Raw genomic sequence first — 24,010 nt, forward strand, 5'->3', positions numbered from 1 at the left:
TTTTATTTGATTATTAATCTATCATTCATGCTTATTTCAGCTAAAAAACACACTGTATTCTCATGAAAACCGATTCTTTGTTTTAATTTTAACAAAAAACAAATCTGAATCAACACTCCTAAAACATGAAAAAACTCTTCCTTTTATTGAGCTTGTTGGTTGGTTTCACCAAAATTTCTGCTCAAAATTTGTCCGTTGCTCAACAAGACTCGGCTTTTGTGCGTGAAAACTATGTGAAATACCAATACCAAATCTCCATGCGTGATGGCGTTAAGCTTTTCACCAATGTATATGTTCCCAAAGATGCCTCTGCTAACAATAAGTATCCTATCGTCATGCAGCGTACTTGTTATGATGTAGCTCCTTATGGCAAAGATGACTATCCACAAATGCTATATTACTCTCGCCACATGATGCGTGAAAAATTCATTTTTGTAGAGCAAGATGTACGTGGTCGTTGGATGTCAGAGGGTACTTGGACAAATATGACACCACATATTGCCAATAAAAAAGCCAAAACAGACGTAAATGAGGCTTCAGACACCTATGATACGATTGATTGGTTAGTCAAGAATATTCCTAACAACAATGGTCGTGTAGGGCAATATGGTATATCCTACCCAGGTTTTTACACGATTGCAGGTGCTCTTTGTGGTCACCCAGCGCTTAAGGCTTCTTCACCACAAGCCCCAGTTTCAGATTTCTTCTTTGATGATTTCCATCATAATGGTGCATTTACGATTGGTTATGGATTGACGTTTCCTGTGTTTGGTGTTCAGCATCCAAAACCAACATCTGAGTCATGGTATGATGATTTGTTTCCAAAAAGAAATACACAGGACGGATTTGATTGGTACAAAACGCAAACACCTTTAAAAAATCTTGGGGCAAATTACAAGGATAACTTTTTCTGGCAAGAGCACGTAGACCATCCAAACTATGATGAGTTTTGGCAAAAGCGTAGTATCATTCCTCATTTGAAAAACATCAAAAACGCTCCTGCGATTATGGTTGTTGGTGGCTGGTATGATGCTGAGGATTTGTACGGACCTTTGACAATTTATAAAAACGTAGAAAAAAACAACCAGAATATCTACAATACCATCGTAATGGGTCCATTTGGACATGGAGATTGGGCAAGAGAAAGAGGTCATCACATGCACTCAAATGTATATTTTGGGGATAGCATAGCTACATTTTTCCAAAGAAATATTGAGTTAAAATTCTTCAAGCATTTCTTGAAAGGTGCAGGCGATGGTAAATCAGATTTGCCAGAAGCGTATTTGTTCGACACAGGTAAAAAACAATGGCAAGAATTTAAAGAATGGCCTGTAAAAACAGCTCAGAAAGTGAATTTCTACTTGAGTAATTCTGGAAAACTGACTGACAAAATCACTTCAGACGGGTATTCTGAATTTGTGTCTGACCCAAACAAACCTGTGCCATACACCGAAGACAACAAGCAACTTTTTGGTTTTACCCCGCGTGCATACATGAGCGAAGACCAACGTTTTGCAGGTCGTAGAACAGATGTATTGACTTTTGAAACAGATATTTTGACAGATGATGTTACATTAGGTGGTGAGATTTTAGCGAAACTTAAGGTAGCTACAACTGGCACAGATGCTGACTGGTTTGTGAAGTTGGTAGATGTATATCCTGGCGATGAACAAAATACCCCATATACTCCTAAACATATTACTCTGGCAGGTTACCAACAAATGGTGAGAAGTGAGATTATGCGTAGCCGTTTCAGAAATAGTTTTTCAAAACCAGAGCCATTAGTTCCTAACCAAATTACTGATGTGACTTTCCGCTTGCAAGATGTATTGCATACTTTCAAAAAAGGTCATAAAATTATGATTCAGGTACAATCTACAGTTTTCCCTTTGTTTGATATTAATCCTCAAAAATTCGTTGACAATATCTACAAAGCAGATGCTTCAGATTTTATTAAAGCTACTCACAAAGTGTACAACAGCAGTGCGATAGAAGTTGAGATACTGAAGTAATAATTTAGAATTTTGAGTTGTGAATTGTGAATTATCCTTATCTCAATTCAGCATTAGTATTGTACAAAGTTTGAGCTTGATCATTAAAATAGAATTGGTGTAGTGGTAACTCTTGCAGTTACCACATTCAAAATGGCAATCACAAGGGTTGCAACTACACCTCAAAAACTATGAATAAGAACTATTTTGAACAAAATAAAAACTTTCGTACAATCCTAATTCAGCATTCATTTTACAGAGGAGACTCCACTCTCCTCTGTGATTACTAGAACCACCCTTACCCTTGATTTATGAAACTACTTGCCTTACTACTAACCCATTGGTTATTTTCCTTACAAAACACTGATAGTCTAACGCTCAAATGGCAAACCCAAGTCAATCGCAGATTGGACAGCTTGAGTAATTCCCAGTTTTTACAAACAGGTATGGTTGGTATGAGCGTAAAATCTGCCAAAACGGGGAAAAATGTTATTTCTTTTCAAGCTAAAAAAAGCCTTGCTCCTGCCTCCACGATGAAGTTGCTCTCTACAGCAACCGCCTTAATGACTTTGGGTGATTCTTTTATGTACCAAACCACCTTGGAATACAGTGGAAGTATTGTCGACAGTGTACTGAACGGCAACATCTACATCAAAGGCAATGGTGACCCTTCTTTAGGCAGTTGGAGATTCAAAAATCAGCCAGATTACAAACAATTGTTGGATACTTGGGCGAGTAAAGTAAAAGCATTGGGTATCAAAAAAATCAATGGCAGAATCATGGGAGATGCGAGTTTCTTTAACGCCAACGTGATTCCTAGCACTTGGATTTGGGGCGATATGGGTAATTATTATGGTGCGGGCTGTTATGGATTGAATATCAATGAAAACCTATTTTGGGTGACCTTTCAACCAAAAGGTTATATGGAATCAGCAGGATTCGTCAAAACTGCCCCTGACCTACCCTATTTAACCAAAATCAATAAAGTCCTAACCGACCGAGCTGGTACGGGCGACCAAGTCATGATTTATTCTACGCCCTATCAAGATGCGGTATTGATGGAAGGTTTTGTGCCTCAAGGCAGCAGTTTTTCAGTAAAAGGATCTATTCCTGACCCTGCCTTTTACATGGCTTTTGCATTGGGCAAAAAATGTGAGGAGTTGGGTATTCAAATTCAAGAAGGGCCAACCTCTACCTTGGAATTAGACAAACGCTATTTAACACATAGCAAACCCAACGGTACGATGACTATTGCTACACAAAACTCTCCTAGTTTGAAAGAATTAGTGAAAGCATGTAATTATCAAAGCATCAACTTGTATGCGGAGGCTTTTTTGAAAACGCCTTCGGTATTACTCAATATGGGTAATGGCACGAGCGATGCAGTAAAAGGTTTTGAGCAAATTTGGCGAGCCAAAGGGTTGAATATGCAAGGATTGAAAATGAAAGATGGAAGTGGCTTATCTCCTAGCAATGCCGTTACTACCGATATTATGACCGATGTTTTGTCGATTATGACTACTGAAAAAAGCTTCAATTCTTATTATGAATCCATTCCAGTAGTTGGGGTATCGGGCACGGTTGCCAACCTTGCCAAGAAAAGTAAAGCCGCTGGAAATATCCATGCCAAAAGTGGTTCTATTGAAGGCGTAAGGGCTTATGCTGGCTATTTTACGGCTTCTAATGGTGAGTTATACTGTTTTTCGATTATTTTCAATAAATATGATTCTAACTACGGCAACGCTACCAAGGAGCTGGAAAAACTCATAATTATGTTGACTGACCTATAAAAGAAAAAGTTTGTGCCAGAGACATTGCTCGCACAAACTTTTTGCTAATCACGTATAGTCCGTTTACTACAATTTTAACTTGTAAGTTAACCCAATGGTATAAACATCGAGGTCGGTAGGCACGAGAGCATAATCTCTAAAAAATGTGAGTCCCACACTATTGCGTTTGTTTACGATATAATCAACGCCTGCCTTATATCTTATTTGGTCGAAGTCCTCTCCAATTTTGTAAAAAAAGTCAGCCGAAATAGACGGCGTAAATCTTGTTTTATTTGGATAGGCTAACTCAATTTTGTTTCTTAAATAACTCTTTGTTTCTTCCAACCCTGTATCTGTATCCTTAAATTGGTCTTGATAACGAAGTCGGTAACTCAATTTGAAAATGGAAATTTTTCTATCATAATCAATATTGGCATAAAACCGATGAAAAGGTTTGTAGATATAGGCATCTTCGCTTTTATCCCATTTTTGTCTTTTCGAAAATCGATAATAAGCTGAAACCTCCCAGTGTTTATTGATTTTATATCCTAATCCAAACTCTCCTACGTAAGAACCAACCGCTGTAAAATTATCCGTTGTTCTAACCTGCAAATTGGCATTGAGACTAATATGTTTATTTAGCTTTTTCTCTAACGACACTCCCGTCCACGAACGAATATCTGTTTCCTGCCCCAACATCTTTCCAGATATAAGAAGCAAGGGTAAAAGGATTTTTTTCATATTAAACTTATATGTGGTTGGCTGATTAGGTGATAATGCTGAATTATATGTTATAAATGTATATTTTCTGCTAATGATAAAAAATCGTCATTCTGGTAGCATCTTTCAGAAAGTCTATTTCGTGGATTTCGACTCTATGAACGGCTAAGCCTGTACGTGTTCTTAAATCTTGCAAAAGCTCTTCTTGTTTATCAGGCGTAATCAACTCAATACGCTCATACATAACGACCTTCGAGTATTCCTTCCGCATGATTAAGCCACTTTCGAGCAACCATGTAACAAATAAAATCAATCCATTCAATACCGATAATTCATCCCAACCACCTTTACTCACTGCCGAAATCAACCCTATGGCTATCACCATAAACAAATAGGTCATATTCTTCGCTGAAATCCCTTCGGTTCGATACCTTAGCATCGAAAACACCGCAAACAACCCAAAAGCTGCACCCATCGACATTACCACTTTATTGAGCATATAGGTCAATAAAAAGATGATAATATTGAATACAAAAAAGGTTAAAAACAGATCTGCACGGCGATAATTTTTATAATAAATCAATCTAATCAATACCAAAACAGAGAGTAAGTCTATTCCCATTCTGATAAAGAACTTGGCTGGTAATTTGTCTATCCACTGAAAACTCTCAGTAACTTGTGGTGAGGTTAGTTGTTGCAAGATGGTCATGGTGCGCCAATATTTTTGAAACTCTTCTTAAATGTTTTTTAAACTTGTTTTGCTTGATTTGGTGGTATAAACTGATGATTCCAAAACAATATTTGCTGATTCCACCCTGCTTGAGTCGATACTTGCGCATGAGGTCGATAAAAGATGATTGTCCCAATTTTTCTTGTTTTACCTCCGCAATTACCATCGCTGCATATACCTTTTGCTGCTCTTCAAATTCAAATGTCAGATTTAAGTCTATGGTCAAGCGTTCTGAACCAACTTTGCTTACCAAAGTAATACGTTGATAATTGACCCAAAGAATGCCTTTTAGAGATTCAGGGATTATATTTTGCGTAGTTTTTTGTAAAAAATCTGCACTACTCTCTTCCAAAAAATCTGTAATTTCAGGCTGTCGAATTCGAGTTTTTTTGGTTCTCCCTTTATTGTTTTTATACTTTATTTCAAAAAAAGACAAACTCGATTCCACATAATTACGAGCACGAACCTTGTAGCGATTCAATAAACCATTTTGATGGGCTTTGTAAAGTGCCAAATCATCTGTATCATAATACAAGGTTTTGTAGTTACAAAGACGATTATCTTCTATTTCCAAAATCTTGTAATAAGGCTGTGCTTCTCGAAGAATATCAGACAATAAAGCCAAGGGAATCAAATACTTTACATCTATACGATCCATCAATTTCACCCCATCCATTTGGGCTAAGGTAATTGGCTCAAACAAGCTTGCTTGGATTTGAACATCCTGCATAAACGTCTCAGAAACCATACGAATACTTTTTGATTTGAATTAATTTACCCTTCGCATCATAGGTCTTCTTTTCAGTCTTCAGTCCGTTGCCATTGATAGTATATACCGACTTGCTATCTAACTCATTGCGCTCATTGTAATGAAGTACTTCTGATTTTTCTTTGAAAGAATCATATTTGTACACTTCTCGTTCCACTTGATGATTGTTGGCGTCGACTATAGTCTCCTCTACTTTATCGTCAAACTCATTGTATTTTGAAAGCACTTTACGCTTGAGCTTTCCTGTTTTATCATATTCTATCTCCTCTAATACTTCACCTTGTTTATTAAACTTTTTATAACTGTCGTTGCGCGTAACTTCTTTGCCTCCTACATATTCTGTAATTTGTTCGGTGACAGTTTTAATCTTATTTTTCTTTACCTCTTTTTTACTTTGTGCAAAAGCAGAAAGTGTCAAAACGGAAAGAAGTACGACAATGGTGAATTGCTTCATTGTATAAAATTTAGAGATTTTATATTGGTACATAAAAGATTTTACAATATTATTCGTTGTATTTGGTCTCTCTTTTATCTATCATGACTGACTATTCTAGGAAACTGTTGCCTGCTTATTAAAAAAGATTCTAAATAATATCTATCCTTCTAAAACTATTCCGCGTATTATCAATGTACTTTACTCAAATATACACAATCTCCATTGACTATTTATGAACTTCGTTTTCGTTATAAATATTAGCGTCCATTGAAATCCTTTACAAATCACGGAAGAAATTTTGAGACCTCGACTATGGTGATGTTAGAGTGTAGAAATTGCCTTTTTATCTGTAGACTTTAACATTTCTTAACATGAATTTTATGCAAAAAATGGCGTTTTTTAGTTTAAAAACGCCATTTATCTACATAAATCCTTTAAGTTTCGACAATTGATAACATCCGTAAAATTTATCAAGTCTTTAGGTTGGTTTATTTTCATCAAGGCTTTTCTGCTAAAAACTGGTCTATTTCAGTGGCTCTTTTCACAATTTGCTTCCGCAAACTTTGAATTCCTTCCTCAAAGCTTTTCTCATTTGTCAAGTTCGAATAAGGTGCTTTTTCTTTACTGGCAGCCTGTTTTACCAAAAATGAATAATCATCGATTTGTTTGGTCAGTTTTGTAGCTTTCCAATCATTTTTCCTAAAAGCAGCTATTTCTTTCAAGTATTTAGCATAATACACGGGATCTTGTGCGATGTATGTAATCAAAACGAAATGTTTGGGGCAATCCTTCAATGATAAAGACAAACCTCTATTGGGCATTCTAAAATTTTTGGGTGGCTCTGGCATACCTTCAGGTGTAGGAAAATTGGGCTTGTCGTTGGTCGAAATTGCTTCATTGTTATCCCAAGGAATCCAGACCAAGCCACGATTTGGCGCATTGTACAAATAAAAATTATGAGCCATTGCCCCATAAGTGTCCCAATTGGTCATAGCGGTATTGATTGCCAACCATTTGATAAAGTGATTGATGTCAAAAGTTTTTTCAAGATTTGAACGCCATTGGGCAGGTGCCTTGATTCTGCTTGAATCGTTGAGAGCCGAAACAAATGCCTGAACATCTTGAAATTTCTTCTCTTTTTTAAAGTTCTTTTTCTCGAATTCTTTCTCCCTGAATCGCTGAAAAGTTGATTCGGGTTTATAAATATTCCCTGTTGAGCTACCAAATTGTGACTGTATCATGGTATCATCAATCACCTCTACCATAGTGTACACCCCTGCATATTGTACGCCATCGCCATAGTCGAGATATACCTCATAAAAAGCCGTCTGAGCCGTTGGAATGCCCGCTTGTCGGTAAATGTCGCTTGCTAGTTTTTCACGAATCAATGAATTATCATGAAAAGCGGGAGACATCGATAGTTCATGAAAACCATATAAATCCGATTTTTCATATTTATCAAAATCTAATCTAAAGGGCATTTTATATACTCCTGCACCCCACGAGCTCATTAAGCTCGAATTACCTTTGAGTCTAAAACCTATATTATTCCATTTTTTTCCCTCAAATTCTACTTGGCAAGCAACGTATCTAGGGTCTTCTGTTGTCCCAATTGGAGGAGGCATCATTTCGCCATCTCCTCCACGCTGGGGTGGAAATCTTTCTGATAGTTTGCCATCTTGTGACGTTGGTGGAAAACCCTGCTGATTGGGGCGTTCGCCATTGGGTGGTCCCATGCGAGGAAATGGAGATTTGCCAAAATCGGTTTTAAACTTTTCCTTCATGTCTATTTTGATACTATCCCAATCTGCTTTCGAAATAGAAATAGTGATTTTGTTTAGTTGGTTTTGTGGAAAAACCTTGGCGTAATCTGGTGTAGACGAAACTTGAGCTCCTCCCCATGAAAAGTTGCCCAATACAAGCAAAGGCAACAACACACATGCAAGTGTTCTTTTCATAATTTATTCAAATTGAAATGTTTAGATAATCTATTTTCCTTCTGTTCGCGTAATTAGATATGGCAACAACGAAGGCATAAACAACTGTTTTTCAAAACTATACAAATAATCTGTGAATAAATTCATAAGGTATTGGATGATAGATATAGAATGTTTATTTGTAGAAAAGTCTAATGCTCGAGCGTTTATCTACACAAAGGCGTTCTTGATAGACAGTTGGCGTAGTTTTGGGATTTTCTTACGTTAGTTCAACACTTTGTTATAATAGCACATACTTGAAAAGCATGAAAGTATTCGAAAAATATCAGTTGGTATTTCACATTGTAGGGTGGTCGTTGGTTTTCTTTTTACCAGTGCTCGTGATGCCCAATAGTTTTTATAATCGTCCTGAGTTTAGTCGATTTTTTACGGTTCAATGCTTCAATAATTTGGCATTAATGGCCGCCTTTTATATCAATTTATTGGTACTTGTTCCTAAGTTTTTGATGAAAAAACGAGGTGATATTTTTTCTGTTTATATAATTTTAGGCTTTATCATCATATTGGCTTTGCATTGGCTATGGTCTCATTATTTTCTCAAAATGCACGGCTTTGATATGGGAATGCCCAAGATGCCTCCGTCGGAATGGAAAAACAGGCCTAATAATATGCCTCGTCCACCAAGGATGTTCTTGCCATTTCCGCAATTAATGAATGCTACCTTGACCTATTTTTTCTCGATTATTTTTAGTACTTCCTTGGCATTATGGCAAGAGCGTTTGCGAAACCATGACCTACAACAGCAAATTTTGTTAGAAAAAGTAGCCGCAGAATTAGCCGTTTTAAAACTCCAGGTGAGTCCTCATTTTTTGTTCAATACGCTTAATAATATTCGTTGGTTGGCCCGCAAAAAAGCTGAAAATACAGAAGATGCCATCGTAAAGCTTTCGCAGCTATTGAGATATATGTTGTATCAATCAGAAAGTGATAAGGTACCTCTTTCACAAGAGATTGACTATCTTCAAAATTATATTGAATTACAAAAAATGCGTATCTCTGGCAAGAACTCAGCCGAGTTTTCGTACGAAGGGCCTATACACCTATACGCTATTGAGCCACTGTTATTTATACCATTGGTCGAAAATGCTTTTAAATATGGGCTACACAGTATAGAAGAATCGCATATTTTGATTAAACTTTCTGTAGAAAATAACACTCTAAGTTTTATTACTGAAAACCGTAATTTTGACCACAATTTTACAGAAGAAGACAAGACAGGCATAGGTTTACAGAATGTAAAAAAACGCTTGGCTTTACATTATCCTGAAAAACATGTATTAAAAATAACAGAAAACGGTCTTTTCATCGTTGAAGTACATATACAACTATAATCACCAGCGCCAAGGTGATGACTAAAATCAAAGCGATTTAGCTTACTTTTAACCAATAATAATACACGGCTTCATACCAAGATAAGACTATCTTCGGCTCTCTCCCCTATTTGTAATCTAATTTACCTTTATTCGTAATCGCTTAAAATCCATCAACCTTTATGAATTTTATGAAACCATCAACTCAATCTGACTATCCCACTAAACTAAAGTGTATCGCAATAGATGACGAGCCATTTGCTTTAGAAATGATTGCCGACGATATTCAGAAAGTACCATATTTGGAACTCGTAAATACTTTTTCTAGTCCATTTGAAGCTTGGGAATTGATTAATTCAGGACAAATTGATTTGGTCTTTTTAGACATTCAGATGCCAACGCTCACTGGCACACAATTTTTACGAAGCTTAATTCAGCCTCCAATGGTTATTTTTACCACTGCCTATCAGCAATACGCCATGGAAGGATATGACCTCAATGTGATTGATTATTTGCTCAAACCAATTCCGTTTGACAGATTTTTGAGAGCCACCAACAAAGCCTATGAACTGTACACATTACGTCACAAAGAGGTAGCTGAAACCCACACACCAGAAATAGACTATGTTGTAATTAATGCTGATTATAAGAAGATTAAGCTATTTTATCAAGATATTTTATTTGTAGAAGGTCTTAAAGACTATGTGAAAATCTTTACAGTAAATGACAATAAACCTATCCTTACCCGTTCAAATTTGAAGGCTATGGAAGGAAGGCTTCCTGCTCAATTTTTTTGTAGAGTACACAATTCTTACATTGTTTCTTTACAAAAAATTACGGCTTTCCAAAAATCTAAAATCGAAATTGGTCGTGTAGAGGTTCCCGTAGGAAGTAGATTTTTGCCAGCATTTGAAGAGATTTATCAGGGGCAACTTCGATAGTTTGATACTTATTTTTAATGAGTTTGTCGATAATTCTAGATAATTCGTCACAAAGTGAAGATGTGTAGACAACGTTCTAGGTAGGTTTTGTGTCTAAGTTTTTGAGCAATCAAAGTTTTACTGCCCAACTCCTAATTTCCATGAGCTTTATCAATACCTTACAAGAAAGAAACTACCCTGAAGTGGATAGCGAGAAGCGATTTTCAATTTTAATTCCTTCTTGGAACAACTTACCTTATTTGAAGCTTTGTGTTGAAAGTATCCGAAAAAATTCACAATTCGACCACCAGATTATCGTACATGTCAACGAAGGCAAAGACGGAACACTGGACTGGGTTCGTGAGCAATCTGATATTGATTATACCTACAGTGCAAATAATATTGGTATTTGTTACGCTCTGAACTATGCTGCCCAACAGGCAACCACCGATTATATTTTATACATGAACGACGATATGTATGTGTGTCCAGACTGGGATAAAGCGATTTCGGAAGAAATCAAAGCGATTGGACATCCCTATTTTTTCTTGTCGGCAACTATGATTGAACCTTATAATACCAATAACAATTGTGTCATTCATCATGATTATGGGACAGATTTGAAGTCGTTTAATGAAGCTAAACTTTTGAAAGAATACCAAACTTTCAAAAAACCAGATTGGACTGGTGCTACTTGGCCGCCCAATATTGTACATCGTGATATTTGGAATGCAGTTGGCGGATACAGCGTTGAGTTTCATCCTGGCATGTATTCAGACCCTGATTTTTCGATGAAACTTTGGAAAATGGGCATTCGATTATTCAAGGGCGTTGGCGAAAGTAAAGTATATCATTTCTCAGGTCGCTCGACAGGACGCGTAAAGAAAAACAAAGGATATTTTACTTTTATCCAAAAATGGGGAATGACATCGGGATATGTTATGACGCATTTTTTACACAAAGGGGAAGAATTCCATGGCATGCTCACCGAACCAGTCGATAATGCGGCTGCAAAAGTTAAGAATTTATTTAAGCGTGTATCAGCAAGTTTGCATGCTTAGATTTTATTGTAATCATAACCGCTCAAATATCATTTGACGAAAACACGAGACCTTTACCTATATTAAAATCTTTTTTACCTAACAAAAAGCCGAAAAATGTACATTTTTCGGCTTTTTGTTTTAATTTTCTGTAAATCAATAATTTTCTATCATGAAAGTGATTTATAGCCTTTGTTCTGCTCTATTTTTTACTTTGGGAAGCTGTGATTCCTCTACAAAAGCCTACAAAAATGGTGATATTATTTTTCAAATTTCTCTTTCGGCTCAAAGCAAAGCCATTCAGCTAGCTACACAATCTCAGTATTCGCATTGTGGTATTATTTATCAAAAAGGGAATGAGTATTTCGTATTTGAAGCAGTACAACCTGTCAAGCTTACTCCCCTCAAAGAATGGATAGCAAGAGGTGAAAACCACCACTATGTGATAAAAAGGCTCAAAAATGCCCAAAGCATTCTTTCGCCAAAAGTATTAGTCTCTATGCAAAAAGAGGGTGAAAAACTTCGAGGTAAAAAGTATGATATCTACTTTGGTTGGGACGACCAGCGTATTTACTGCTCCGAACTTATTTGGAAAATTTATAAGCGTGGCGCCAATATCGAAATTGGAAAACTTCAAAGATTAAAAGATTTTGACTTAGACAACGAAGTGGTGAGAGAAAAACTAAAAGAAAGATATGGAAAAACAATTCCGCTCAACGAAAAAGTTATTTCTCCAGCGAGCATTTTTGATGATTCTCAACTTATTGAGGTAGAACGAAATTAAAAATAGGTGTAGGGTCCAAGTTAACTAATAGTATAGTAGAGAAGTTTAGAGGTTAAACTAAGGTCAAAATCTCATTATTTCATCGTGGTCTTTTACCTCTCTGAAAATGGGACTTAAGATTTTTACAAGATTATCAATCAACCTTTGGGCATATATGCCATAAGGGTCAAGGGTTGGGTCTAATATGGTAAGTTGTATGCCTGCCACCTTCGGATGTGCCATCAAGGGTATCAAAAGTTCTCGAAGCTCATCGTACGACATTCCTCCCTGTTGGGGGCTATCGACGGCTGGCATTACTTTATGATCTAATACATCGACATCGAGATGAATCCAGAAACCATCCCATTTTTTTGCTTCTATATGCATAAAAAATAGAGAAAGTAAGGTATCTATTCCCATCTCACGGAGGTGTGACAACGGCACATATTCAATCTGCGAAGATTGTATGAGACCCACGTATTCGGGGTCCCAACATCTATTACCTATACACCAAACATTTTCTTCTTCAAAATATGGCTCTAACTGATGAATATTGGTTAGCTTATGATGGCCATGTCCCGTCACAATGGCCAAGTCCATCCCAGCGGCTCCGCCAGTTTGAGACATAGAAGGTAGCACAAAATCTGTGTGTCCATCCAAATACATCAAACCGTAATTGCCTAATTCTTTCAGCGCCAAGGCATTGCCTATCAGAATACTACAATCACCTCCAATAACAACAGGAAATGAATCTGTTGCTATAACTCTTTTGAGTTCTTGTGCCTGTACTTTAGCATACTCAACTATCTTGTAGGCATTGAGCACGCCCGAAGCCTCATCAAGTTGTGAACTATATGCAGGAGCAGCCAAATGAATAACTTGAGCAGGGTTAAGCTTGTCATACAAACCATGCTTTTTCAAATGCTGAGGCAGTTTATTTACACCTGGCTCTTTTCCTTGGGCAGACTCTTTCAGACCCAGATTAGAGGGTGATTCAATGATAATAAGGGGTTTCATAAGCCTTATATCGTTTTATATGGAACAAAGTAATCAATTCAATTGAGCTTAAGAACAGAACAATAGTAGCAAACCGATTTTAAGTAAAACAATACTTAATCCAGCACTGAGACTGCTATCGGTGAAATCAATTCATTGTTTGTCAAATAATCACTATTCAATCCATTCACAGAAATACCCCCAAGATTGCAAATGCTTAGGTATGGCTTCTATTTCTAAGTGAGGACTATCAACTCTCAAAATCCTATCACAATCCTCTAAATCGAAATTGAACTTATCATTCGGAAAAACTTCATGCAAACGCTGAAGCAATTGGGCGGCGGTCTTCGGACAACTAACCTCTGTCCGAAATATTTCTACTTGGTTTAGAGCAGTCGACATAATCACGTTTTTTATTTTTTACGTAAAAATATAGACAAATAAATTATTTTGCGAGGTTATTTATGACAAAAGTAATGGTTTTTTACGACAATCAAACAATTTGAATACTTTTTTTATTCAAAAATGAAAAATATTTATCTAAAAATAATAGACAAGGCTATTTTACGATTCCTTCGAGTTGCTGAAAGATGGGGACAAGAGAAAGCCCTTTTTCGGAGAGATTATATTCTATATGGAGTGGTTTTTCACTAATAATGACTTTGTGTAAAATACCTTCAGATTCTAATTCTTTGAGTGCAGTTGCCAATGACTGCTTGTTGGCCCCCTCAATATCTCTCAATAAGGTATTGAAACGAATAGCACCATTTACCGCAAAACGGAAAAGCTGAGGCTTCCATTTTCCTGACAATATCTTTAATAATCCTTCGGCAGGACAAGTGTTTTCGGCTTGATTTTTAGTAGTCATGTTTTTTTGACCTCTTGTTTATACAAAATTTGGTGCCCAAATTTACTGATAATTACCCGTAGGAGTACATGATATTTGTTAATAAACAAAATGGTAACTAGTGTTGGGTGTAGTTTATTGTTCTAATAAGTAGAATGTTGTAATGAGTCATAACGAGTTTTTTTGCAAAAATAATAACGACCAGACTTCAAAAATTTCGTGTATTTAATACTAAAAGCAATATCCTAAGCTAAAAACCAATTTCTTTTTGTAGTACAATTTTACCCTATTATTAAATGAACTCTCTCTTTAAAAACTTAATAATTATTGCCTTGTTAAACAGTCTTGGTGGATATACTAGCCAAGCACAAAAGAAAAATTCTATGAAAGATTCTAAATCGAATCCACTTCTGTGCGATCCCGAAACAGGAGTTTGTGAGATTGATACTTCGTCTACAACTAGTGATTTTGACTATCAATTCCAGCAAAAAAAGTTAATTAAGATTATCTATTTCACTGACCCAATTTGTTCATCTTGCTGGGGTATCGAGCCCCAACTTCGTAAGCTAAAGCTTGAATATGGTAAGTATGTTGAAATCGAATATCGTATGGGTGGGCTTTTGCCCGATTGGAGTTATAACAGCGGTGGTATTAGCAAGCCTTCTGATGTGGCACACCACTGGGATGAGGTAAGTCAGTATTACGATATGCCAATAGATGGTGATGTTTGGTTAGAAAACCCTTTATCTTCATCCTACCCTCCGTCGATTGCATTCAAAGCTGCGCAGTTACAAGACGACGCAAAAGCTCAAAAGTTTATGAGGAGAATGCGTGAAATGGTTTTTCTGGAAAAGAAAAACATTGCAGACTGGAATCAAATTAAGACGGCAGCTATTGAAGTAGGTTTGGATGCAGACAAAATTCAGCAAGATTATGCAGGAAAAGCAACAGAGCTTTTCAAAGAGGATTTGATGCTAGCTAGAAAAATGGGTGTAAGAGGTTTTCCTACATTACATGTCAATAATAGCCTCAACAATACGCAACTTATTTATGGTTTTAGACCGTACGCTGTATTTGAAAATAGCATCAGTAGTTTAGCTCCAGCAGCTTTCAAGGAGAGTTATGATAAATCTTGGGAAGCTTTATTTGCTAAGTATCCAACGCTCACTGCTAGAGAGTTTACTGAATTGAGTGGAAAATCTCGTCAAGAAAGTGAAACGTTGCTAAAGCAGTTAACGCAAGAAGGGAAACTCAAGCAGCATACTACTAAAAATGGAAGTATCTGGAGAGTGAAATAAGTATGAGGGCTGAATTTGTTACCCTCTATAAAAGCTGTAAAAGTTCCGTAGGTGCGACAGACTATCTTGAAGTCTATCGCACCTACGAAACTTTCATTAACCTACCTATCCTTTCAAGCGAAACTCCACTGGAGTAAGTCCTACCTCTTTTTTGAATAATCTGGAAAAATAAGGAGGGTTTTCAAAACCTAGCTGATAGGCTGTTTCGGCAATGGTTTTGTCTGTACCTAGTAAAAGGTTTTTGGCTTCATCAATCAAGAAAATATGGATATGTTCTAGAGCCGTTTTTCCTGTTTCTTGCTTTAATAAATCACTCAAATAACGAGCAGAAGTATGAAGTTCAGTGGCAATGGCATGAACAGAAGGTAAACCAAATTGTTGTATTTTACCACTTTCAAAATACATTCTTAATATTTTCTGAAACCTCGAAACTGTTCCTCCCGACAACTGAGTACGATTGATAAATTGCCTTTTGTAAAAACGCTGTGCATATTTAAGAATCGAGTCAAGATGTGCCAAGATAATATCCTTGCTAAATTCATCTTGGTTGTTTCGATATTCAACGCCAATTTTTTCATACAATTCCCACATAATCAACTCCTCACTTGGCGAAAGGTGTAAAGCCTCGTTGATTTCATAATCGAAATAGCCATATTTTTTGATTTCATCGTGCATAGGATGCCCCAACAAATAATCTTCATGGACATAAATCACAAAGGCTTTTTCGGAAAGTTCAACATTATTGATTTCTAAAACCTGTCGTGGCTTCACAAAAGACATAGACCCATTATCGTGGTCATATTTGGTTTTGCCATACAAAAAAGTACCCGATTTGATTTTTTTGAGCGCTATCATGTAAAAATCAGCCGTAAACTTACTATTGCCCCATGAGCATGTCGAAAGCTCCTGGCAAGTCAGCAAGCTTATCATAGGATGCTCAGGAAGCGGATAACCACTACGCTCATGCAACTCGGTGATAGTTTTGTAATGTTCCATAATGTTTTGACTTTACCAAGAAATATATCTTGTAAAATATTGATAATGAGACCAAGTCTTGAATTAGTGGATTAAAGTATTCCACAATGCCGCACTAATATTTAACCACCAATTTCCCGATAGTAGTTCCCGACTCTAATTGGGCATGTGCATTTTTGAAGGTTTCAGCACTTAGCCCTGTAAGAGTACTATTATGAGTCGAAATCAAGGTTCCCTCCTCTAACAAAGCGGAAACTCTATTCAAAATATGATGTTGTTCGATCATATCTTCGGTCTGGAAAGTTGAGCGAGTGTACATAAACTCCCAAGAAAAAGTCACGCTTTTACTTTTCAATTTGTTCAACAAAATGGGCGTACCACTTCCTGTAATGGAATTGATATGTCCTTGAGGTTTAATGAGTTCGACAACGGCATCCCAATAACCATTGATATCTACAGCATCATAAATAAAATCAACAAAATGAAAACCTGCTTGACGCACCTCATTGACCAAATCTTTGTGATTTACAACCACATCGGCACCCATTTTTTTACACCATTCTATCGTTTCAGGTCGCGAGGCCGTAGCAATTACGGTTAGACCTAATATTTTTTTTGCAAGCTGAATTGCAATAGAACCAACACCTCCAGCCCCCCCAATAATCAAAAGAGTTTTACCCTTATCTTTTTCTGAGCTTAAACGCATACGGTCAAACAAGGTTTCCCAAGACGTAAGAGCAGTCAATGGTATGGCAGCCGAAGCTTCAATAGAAAGAGACGTAGGTTTCTTGCCAACAATTCTTTCATCAACTAACTGATATTCAGCATTACTTCCAGCACGAGTGATATCTCCTGCATAATAAACCTCGTCTCCCACATTGAATAAAGATACCTCCTCACCTACAGCTTTGACGATACCGACAGCATCCCAACCGATAATTTTGGGATTCTCTAAAACAGTGTCTTTTACTGCATTTTGACGGATTTTAGTATCTACAGGATTTACAGATACTGCTTGAATTTTCACCAACAGGTCTCGTCCTGACGGATTAGGTGTTGGCGTTTCAAACTCAATAAAACTTTCTTGAGACGATATAGGCAATGAGGTTTTGAATCCGATGGCTTTCATTTTTGATGATTTTTATAAAAAATTAGAGAAAATAAGAATCGCTATAAACATTGAAACGCTGGTAAAATTAACTATAAGCTATTTAAACTTGGTACTCTTAAGGTAGCGGGTAAAATCAAAATAATTTTACCCGCTATAAGCTCTAGGTTTTATACCGTAGGCTAAAAGTTAAAAAGTATTTTTCATAAAATAATAGAAGCTTTGTGCTTGCCTAATGCCTACTGCATACAGCCTATTGCGAAATATTGCAATTTTATTCAGCACTAATACTTAATGTCCATGTGCTTTGGCACTAATTTCTTTATTTTCTTCCCAAGAAGCAAGTCGCTGTTCGTACACAGATTTTACAATTGGATAGCCCACTTTTCCTAAAATCAATCTTAAAGGAGGTTCAGGCGAAGCAATCAAATTGAGTACAGGCTCAACAGTCGCTTCAGGCTTACCATAACTATCGGGAGTACTGCCATTTCTGAAAGCCGTTTTTAAGGCGTCATAAGCTGGGATTTCCTGTGTTTGTGCGGCAGAAGCTCCTGCCCAATCAGTAGAAAAACCATTAGGCTCAATCAAGGTAACATGAATTCCAAAGGCTTTTACTTCTGTAGCTAACGTTTCGCTTAAGCCTTCAACCGCAAATTTTGATGCATTATACAAACCAAGCGTTGGTAAAGTGAATAAGCCTAAAACACTCGAAACCTGAATAATATGTCCCGACTGTTGGGCACGCATATAAGGCAATACCGCCTGAGTAACCCATAATAGTCCAAAGAAGTTTACCTCCATTTGTTGGCGAGCTTCAGCTTCAGTCGTTTCTTCGACAGCCCCAAAAAGACCATATCCCGCATTGTTGATAAGGACGTCGATACGACCAAAATGTTCGTTTGCTTTTGCAACTGTATCCAATACCTGTTCACGATTGGTGACATCTAAAGGCAAAGGTAAAATTTGCGAACCGAAAGACTCCACCAAGTCATTCAAATCATGTGTATTGCGTGCTGTAGCTACTATTTTATGACCTTGTTCTAAAAGAGCCTTTGCCCAAATTTTCCCGAATCCACGAGAAGCGCCTGTAATAAGAATTACTTTTGACATAAGAATAATTGTTTAGTTTGATAGGACAAAATTACAAGGTGAAGTTGTGCTAAGGCTTATACAGAATTCCGAAGATATGATACATTTTTACGTAGCATCATAATCAGAAGTAGAACATTATGCAACAGGACGCTTGCCTACTCAGGAGATATTATTTTCGTCCAAAATAAATCCCAATGATATGACATTCCTAAAAAACACGATTGCATTCTTGATGATATTCCTTTTTTGTAGTTTCAAAAAAAACAATCCAATTACCTTTACGACTACAACTATCAAAGCTCCTTTTGGTACAGTCAAGGTAACGGCTCCTAATTTTAGTAAATCTCCCAAATTATCAATTATCGATTTTGGTGCAGAAAAAGGAAATCAAGAAAAAACAACTCTAGCTATCTCAAAAGCCATCACAAAAGCAAATAAATTAGGAGGAGGCACGGTTATGGTACCCGCAGGAGAATGGCTGACAGGCAAAATTCATTTGAAGAGCAATGTCAATTTACATCTAGAAAAAGGGGCAACACTTTTATTTTCGGGTAATCCAACAGACTATTTACCAGCAGTACACAGCACTTGGGAAGGCATGGAATGTTATAACTATTCGCCCCTAATTTATGCCTATCAGTGCAAAAACGTAGCAATTACAGGAGAAGGGGAAGTAAAAGCACAAATGGGTACATGGAAAATTTGGTTTGCCCGACCAAAGCCACACATGGAAAGCATCAAGCGTTTGTATCTACAAGGAATCAGTTATACACCTGTTATTCAGCGCCAAATGGTAAACGACACCGCACATTTACGCCCACAATTTATACAATTTAATCGTTGCGAGAATGTATTACTCGAAGGCATTTCGATTCAGAATAGCCCCTTTTGGACCATACATCCATATCTGTGTAAAAACGTAAGTATTCGTAAAGTAAATGTGTATGCCCATGGACACAATAACGATGGCGTAGACCCCGAAATGAGTCAAAATGTATTGATAGAAAACTGTGTTTTTGATCAAGGCGATGATGCCATTGCTATCAAATCTGGACGAAATCCAGAAGGATGGAGATTAAAAACACCCTCAAAGAATATCATTATTAGAAATTGTTTAGTCAAAAATGGACATCAACTAGTAGCCATAGGAAGTGAATTATCGGGAGGCATCGAGAATGTTTGGATACAAAACTGCGAAGTAGTAGACGGTGCGAAGCTCTTTCATTTGTTATTTATCAAGACCAATGAAAGAATGGGCGGATATGTCGATAACATTTATGTAGAAAATATAAAATCAGGGAAAATCGACCAAGGTATTTTAGGAATTGAAACAGATATACTATACCAATGGCGGAATCTCGTACAGACTTTTGAAAAAAGGCTTACTCCTATCAAAAATGTATTTTTGGATAACGTACAAGCAACAGAGGTTAAATTTATTTCGAGAATCCTAGGGCAAAAAGAATTACCAATAGAAAACGTCCGACTCAAATCGGTAAAAGCCATCAAAGTAATCGACCAAGCCTCAATTCATGAAAATGTAACAAATTTCAAATCCGAATAAAGCATCAAATCCCCGCAAACGACCAGAGAAAATGAAATCTGCGGGGATTTTTTTCCATTCTGAAGAGGTACAATTAAAGGATAACTTTTATGCAAGCTACGAAAGGTTATTTGCCTCGTTTCAATTGCTACATGGCACGATTAAAGGGGGCTGAAATGGGACAACAACTCACCGTCGCCATGTTCAGGGTTTCAATTCCTACATGGTACGATTAAAGGTACATATACACAGGTTTTTCCGCTTCAAATATTTCTGTTTCAATTCCTACATGGTACGATTAAAGGTTGTAAAGCTCTGTTTCTGCTGCTGAAATATAGGTGTTATTTCAATTCCTACATGGTACGATTAAAGGTAGCATCGAGACTGGAGCCGTCTACTTTAATTTTGTTTTATTTCAATTCCTACATGGTACGATTAAAGGCTGAGATGGAAAAGACCAATCAGTTAAAAGTTGCGTTTCAATTCCTACATGGTACGATTAAAGGCTAAAACTCAAAAGTCTATCACTATTACTACATCAAGTTTCAATTCCTACATGGTACGATTAAAGGCCGTTGAAAAAGTGACCTTGGTTTGATAAAATAACACTTTTTTCATCGAAAAAACTAGAAAAAAATCGTCGATGTGTAATGATAAGATTTACCCCGTACATCGACGACTATTGATTATCAGAAACTTAACTCAAAAACCTATCTCTTTGATTGATAAAATTTCAGTATTTCAATGAACTTTTGTTAGGCTCGACGACTTGCGTATATCATTATACGTCATAAAAAATTATCCGTACTCATACGCTCTACTCCTATTATTTGCTTGTCAAGCCAACGCTCATTCCTGCTCTTAAAGATAATCAAACTATCTTCATTTTCATTCATGATTTTTCGTGCACCTATCTCTAACTCCTTCAACTTTACCTCCGTAATTTCTCCCTCAAATACCGAATTTTGAATCCAGTTTAAATACTTTCGGCAATGTTTCATCATTTTGCTTACTCGCTTTTCTCCCATATCATACACCAAAATTACATACATATAAAAGATGGTTAAATTCATAATTATATTCACTCAATCTCTCATTCACAACTCACTAATTGATATTACCACATCATTTTAAAAGGTTTGTAAGTCTCTATTCCCAAAATATGTTTGCTGAGTTTATAACATTCCAATTTTACTAGGTGCTTGTAACTGACGTTACGTCCTAATGTTCGATGTTTGAAGGTCTCTTTTAATCGTTCGTCGAATGCCTGAACAAATACCTTCTTGGCACTGTCTTTCAATACACATCTGTTGGTATCCTGCCGAAAATCGTTTGCTTGAATTTGCTTTTTGTTCAAAACACTAAAAATTGTCCTATCTACCAACAAGGGTTTGAATATTTCCGAAATATCCAATGCCAAAGAATAGCGTCGAACACCTGGCTCATGCAAAAAACTGATCGTAGGGTTCAATTGAGTATGATAAATTTGATCCAAACACATCGTATAACACATCATATTTCCAAATGAAATCAAGGCATTTACTTCGTTTTTGGGAGGTTTCTTACTACGATTCCCCATCTCAAAATCATTGATTATCGTATCAAAAGCATCATAATACGCCTGACGAATATTGCCTTCTATACCCATTAATTCATCAACCTTTTTGGCAGTTTCAATCAAAGAAACGTAATTTTCTATACGTTCCAATGAACTGGCAAGATCTTTACCCCTACTCTGGTAATATTTTAAGTTACGACTCATATTAAACGCCGCTCCATTAATCAAAGTTTGAGCAATAACCATTCGTTTTTTATCCGAAATATAGTGTTTGGTTTGCTCTACCTGCATTTTTCCTGCCAACAGATAATCTTTAGACATAAACGAGCCAGTGTAGTGCTCATAATAGTCAAAAAAATGTACCGATATATGGTTTTTACCCATAAAATTAAACAAAGCGCTATTGGCATCCAAACTTCCAAAACAGTATAAATTATCTACCGATTCAACAGGTATTGGGCGAACTTGACCTTCATTGCCATGCTCATCTATAGGTGTAAAGTATAGCGTATTATCCTTACGACTCATACGTCCAGGATTGAATAGGTAATAGGATTTTTTCATGTTGTCAAAAGGTTCATATTATGGTGTCCAAACAAGGTTATTCTTCTATTTCACCAGACCAACAAAAATCAAAATAGCTACATGAACGGCATTTGGATATAGAAAGTTTGGGTGGACAAACTTCTCGGTGAATAATCTCAGAAACATCTTTTATCCAATTTTCAATCTCCGACATTTCATCATCAAGCAATTCAACTCGTTCGGTAGTTCGAAGTTTTGGATACTCGATAATGCCATAATGCGCAGGAATACCATTTTTTCTCAATAAAAAGAGGTAAAATTTTACCTGTGCCACATGGGCTCTTTCCTTCGCATCTGACTTCTTAGTCTCATGAACAATGCCCTTTTGAGCATCAAAAAAGTCTATCTTTGCCGAAGCTCGAATACCACCATCCAACTCTGCCAAAATTTCTAATTCTTGGTTTTTCTCAGCACGCTGTGGATAGCTCTCTTCTCCAATTAGTTTACCTTCATAAACCACATCAGAAGTATGCTCCATCGTAATACCGTTGGCATGAAGCCAAAGTTTTCGATGACAAAGGTGAAAGTAATTGATAAGTGTGGCATTGATGTTCATGGTAGAAAGAATTTGTCATCTTCCCAACTTTCAGGGTTGGAATAAATATAGTTAGAGATTTTTTGAAAACTATCAGCATCCTTGATAATATGCTCCCAATAGCGTTCTTGCCATGCAAAACCCAAAGAAGGAAATAGCTCATTAATATGCTTGGTGCATACTGATTTGAAAGAACGAATTACTACCGGAATACCACTTGCTTTAGGAGAAATAGATTGATAATACATAGTCTGTTTTTTAACATTATTGACAGCCGTTTCCTTAGGTTCTCTCAGTGTACCAATGTCAATTATCCCATGAATATGATTAGGCATTACTATAAATTCACCTAAAGTTACATGAGGAAAATGCTTAGGAATTTGATACCAAAATCCTTGTACCAAGGCTCCTATACTAGATAATTTCATTTTTTTATCCTTACATTCTCCAAAGAAATGCTCCCGATTTTTTGTACAAATAGTAACAAAATACATTCCATCTCCATTATAATCCCAAGAAGTTAGCCGTGTAGATTCTATCCGATATTTGTTTTTGAATAAAGCCATATTTTCCAAATTTATAAATGTAAAACTCGTAGGGACGTTATATGTAACGTTTAAAAATATCGATGTTTAGAGATATAGAATAACAATCATACATAACTTATCCACACAAAGACCCTGCAAAATCTAATGTAGAGACGTTACAGGTAACGTTTAAAGAATATCGATGCTTAAATATATGAAAATGTCCTCTATCATAATTCAAAAACGTCACCATCAAGTAATAACCTATCTATACGAAAATTACGCAAAATATAACGTAGAGACGTTACAGGTAACGTCTAAAGAATTTCGATACCTAGAGATATGAAAACGTCCTCTGCTATAATTCAAAAACGTCACCACCAAGTAATAACCTATCTATACGAAAATTACGCAAAATATAACGTAGAGACGTTACAGGTAACGTCTAAAGAATTTCGATACCTAGAGATATGAAAACGTCCTCTGCTATAATTCAAAAAC

At 36.6% G+C, this 24,010-nt stretch carries 23 protein-coding genes and 1 CRISPR repeat array; of the genes, 8 read left to right on the plus strand and 15 right to left on the minus strand.

Annotated elements, in window-relative coordinates; genetic code table 11:
* Window positions 1-125: 125 nt before the first annotated feature.
* A complete protein-coding gene (locus tag QM491_RS07165; protein ID WP_283326704.1) occupies window positions 126-2,012 on the plus strand; it encodes a CocE/NonD family hydrolase in 1,887 nt (628 codons plus the stop codon).
* A 290-nt stretch (window positions 2,013-2,302) separates the two neighbouring features.
* Window positions 2,303-3,781, plus strand: a complete 1,479-nt coding sequence (dacB, locus tag QM491_RS07170) for a D-alanyl-D-alanine carboxypeptidase/D-alanyl-D-alanine endopeptidase (protein WP_283326706.1) — start codon at window positions 2,303-2,305, stop codon at window positions 3,779-3,781.
* Window positions 3,782-3,847: 66 nt separating this feature from the next.
* On the opposite strand, the gene QM491_RS07175 is transcribed toward dacB, so the two are convergent.
* From QM491_RS07175 to QM491_RS07195, 5 genes are all read right to left on the minus strand, one after another.
* Window positions 3,848-4,501 carry a DUF2490 domain-containing protein gene (locus QM491_RS07175; RefSeq protein WP_283326708.1) on the minus strand — a complete coding sequence of 218 codons (654 nt, stop codon included), beginning with the start codon at window positions 4,499-4,501 and terminating at the stop codon, window positions 3,848-3,850.
* Window positions 4,502-4,571: 70 nt separating this feature from the next.
* Window positions 4,572-5,189, minus strand: a complete 618-nt coding sequence (locus QM491_RS07180; RefSeq protein ID WP_283326710.1) for a DUF4956 domain-containing protein — start codon at window positions 5,187-5,189, stop codon at window positions 4,572-4,574.
* A complete protein-coding gene (locus QM491_RS07185) occupies window positions 5,149-5,958 on the minus strand; it encodes a polyphosphate polymerase domain-containing protein (protein ID WP_283326712.1) in 810 nt (269 codons plus the stop codon). Before QM491_RS07185 ends, QM491_RS07180 begins: the two co-directional genes overlap by 41 nt.
* The gene (locus tag QM491_RS07190) at window positions 5,948-6,433 is read right to left on the minus strand and encodes a hypothetical protein (RefSeq protein WP_283326714.1); all 486 of its coding nucleotides are present in this window, start codon (window positions 6,431-6,433) and stop codon (window positions 5,948-5,950) included. Before QM491_RS07190 ends, QM491_RS07185 begins: the two co-directional genes overlap by 11 nt.
* Window positions 6,434-6,912: 479 nt before the next feature.
* Complete coding sequence (locus tag QM491_RS07195) at window positions 6,913-8,373, minus strand: CotH kinase family protein (protein WP_283326715.1); 1,461 nt, start codon at window positions 8,371-8,373, stop codon at window positions 6,913-6,915.
* 284 nt (window positions 8,374-8,657) lie between these two features.
* On the opposite strand from QM491_RS07195, the gene QM491_RS07200 reads away from it, so the two are divergent.
* The 4 genes from QM491_RS07200 (at window position 8,658) to QM491_RS07215 (ending at window position 12,466) form a co-directional block, all read left to right on the plus strand.
* Window positions 8,658-9,743: a sensor histidine kinase gene (locus tag QM491_RS07200; protein WP_283326717.1), complete on the plus strand. Its 1,086-nt coding sequence runs from the start codon at window positions 8,658-8,660 to the stop codon at window positions 9,741-9,743.
* Between the two features lie 170 nt (window positions 9,744-9,913).
* Window positions 9,914-10,663, plus strand: coding sequence for a LytR/AlgR family response regulator transcription factor (locus tag QM491_RS07205; protein WP_283326719.1), 750 nt, complete (start codon window positions 9,914-9,916; stop codon window positions 10,661-10,663).
* A gap of 140 nt (window positions 10,664-10,803) precedes the next feature.
* The gene (locus QM491_RS07210; RefSeq protein WP_283326721.1) at window positions 10,804-11,703 is read left to right on the plus strand and encodes a glycosyltransferase family 2 protein; all 900 of its coding nucleotides are present in this window, start codon (window positions 10,804-10,806) and stop codon (window positions 11,701-11,703) included.
* A gap of 151 nt (window positions 11,704-11,854) precedes the next feature.
* Complete coding sequence (locus QM491_RS07215; protein WP_283326722.1) at window positions 11,855-12,466, plus strand: YiiX family permuted papain-like enzyme; 612 nt, start codon at window positions 11,855-11,857, stop codon at window positions 12,464-12,466.
* 63 nt (window positions 12,467-12,529) lie between these two features.
* Here the strand turns inward: QM491_RS07215 and QM491_RS07220 are convergent, their stop codons facing one another.
* The 3 genes from QM491_RS07220 to QM491_RS07230 all read right to left on the minus strand — a co-directional run bounded on the left by QM491_RS07220 (window position 12,530) and on the right by QM491_RS07230 (window position 14,309).
* Window positions 12,530-13,462 (minus strand): arginase family protein, encoded by a 933-nt coding sequence (locus QM491_RS07220; RefSeq protein ID WP_283326724.1) that lies wholly within the window; start codon window positions 13,460-13,462, stop codon window positions 12,530-12,532.
* Between the two features lie 153 nt (window positions 13,463-13,615).
* Window positions 13,616-13,843 (minus strand): hypothetical protein, encoded by a 228-nt coding sequence (locus tag QM491_RS07225; RefSeq protein ID WP_283326726.1) that lies wholly within the window; start codon window positions 13,841-13,843, stop codon window positions 13,616-13,618.
* A 157-nt stretch (window positions 13,844-14,000) separates the two neighbouring features.
* On the minus strand, window positions 14,001-14,309 hold the full coding sequence (locus QM491_RS07230; RefSeq protein ID WP_283326728.1) for a winged helix-turn-helix transcriptional regulator: 309 nt from the start codon (window positions 14,307-14,309) through the stop codon (window positions 14,001-14,003).
* 362 nt (window positions 14,310-14,671) lie between these two features.
* Between QM491_RS07230 and QM491_RS07235 the strand changes: the two genes are divergently transcribed.
* Complete coding sequence (locus QM491_RS07235) at window positions 14,672-15,586, plus strand: ClpXP adapter SpxH family protein (RefSeq protein ID WP_283326730.1); 915 nt, start codon at window positions 14,672-14,674, stop codon at window positions 15,584-15,586.
* Window positions 15,587-15,691: 105 nt separating this feature from the next.
* Here the strand turns inward: QM491_RS07235 and QM491_RS07240 are convergent, their stop codons facing one another.
* From QM491_RS07240 to QM491_RS07250, 3 genes are all read right to left on the minus strand, one after another.
* Entirely contained in the window at window positions 15,692-16,582 is an 891-nt protein-coding gene (locus QM491_RS07240; protein ID WP_283326732.1) for a helix-turn-helix domain-containing protein, read from the minus strand.
* Between the two features lie 94 nt (window positions 16,583-16,676).
* Window positions 16,677-17,690: a zinc-binding alcohol dehydrogenase family protein gene (locus QM491_RS07245; RefSeq protein ID WP_283326734.1), complete on the minus strand. Its 1,014-nt coding sequence runs from the start codon at window positions 17,688-17,690 to the stop codon at window positions 16,677-16,679.
* A 270-nt stretch (window positions 17,691-17,960) separates the two neighbouring features.
* The gene (locus tag QM491_RS07250; protein ID WP_283326735.1) at window positions 17,961-18,779 is read right to left on the minus strand and encodes an oxidoreductase; all 819 of its coding nucleotides are present in this window, start codon (window positions 18,777-18,779) and stop codon (window positions 17,961-17,963) included.
* A 181-nt stretch (window positions 18,780-18,960) separates the two neighbouring features.
* On the opposite strand from QM491_RS07250, the gene QM491_RS07255 reads away from it, so the two are divergent.
* On the plus strand, window positions 18,961-20,325 hold the full coding sequence (locus tag QM491_RS07255) for a glycoside hydrolase family 28 protein (RefSeq protein ID WP_283326737.1): 1,365 nt from the start codon (window positions 18,961-18,963) through the stop codon (window positions 20,323-20,325).
* Between the two features lie 118 nt (window positions 20,326-20,443).
* A CRISPR array of direct repeats spans window positions 20,444-20,877; the repeat unit is 30 nt; unit sequence TTTCAATTCCTACATGGTACGATTAAAGGT.
* A 215-nt stretch (window positions 20,878-21,092) separates the two neighbouring features.
* On the opposite strand, the gene cas2 is transcribed toward QM491_RS07255, so the two are convergent.
* From cas2 to QM491_RS07275, 4 genes are all read right to left on the minus strand, one after another.
* Window positions 21,093-21,356 (minus strand): CRISPR-associated endonuclease Cas2, encoded by a 264-nt coding sequence (cas2, locus tag QM491_RS07260; RefSeq protein ID WP_095163372.1) that lies wholly within the window; start codon window positions 21,354-21,356, stop codon window positions 21,093-21,095.
* A gap of 65 nt (window positions 21,357-21,421) precedes the next feature.
* On the minus strand, window positions 21,422-22,426 hold the full coding sequence (gene cas1b, locus QM491_RS07265; protein WP_283326740.1) for a type I-B CRISPR-associated endonuclease Cas1b: 1,005 nt from the start codon (window positions 22,424-22,426) through the stop codon (window positions 21,422-21,424).
* A gap of 37 nt (window positions 22,427-22,463) precedes the next feature.
* Window positions 22,464-23,003, minus strand: coding sequence for a CRISPR-associated protein Cas4 (gene cas4 / locus QM491_RS07270; protein ID WP_283326741.1), 540 nt, complete (start codon window positions 23,001-23,003; stop codon window positions 22,464-22,466).
* On the minus strand, window positions 23,000-23,548 hold the full coding sequence (locus QM491_RS07275) for a transposase (RefSeq protein WP_283326743.1): 549 nt from the start codon (window positions 23,546-23,548) through the stop codon (window positions 23,000-23,002). The genes cas4 and QM491_RS07275 overlap by 4 nt, the downstream gene beginning before the upstream one ends.
* Between the last annotated feature and the right edge of the window lie 462 nt (window positions 23,549-24,010).

This window comes from Flectobacillus longus (assembly GCF_030056705.1).
Taxonomy (GTDB): domain Bacteria; phylum Bacteroidota; class Bacteroidia; order Cytophagales; family Spirosomataceae; genus Flectobacillus; species Flectobacillus longus.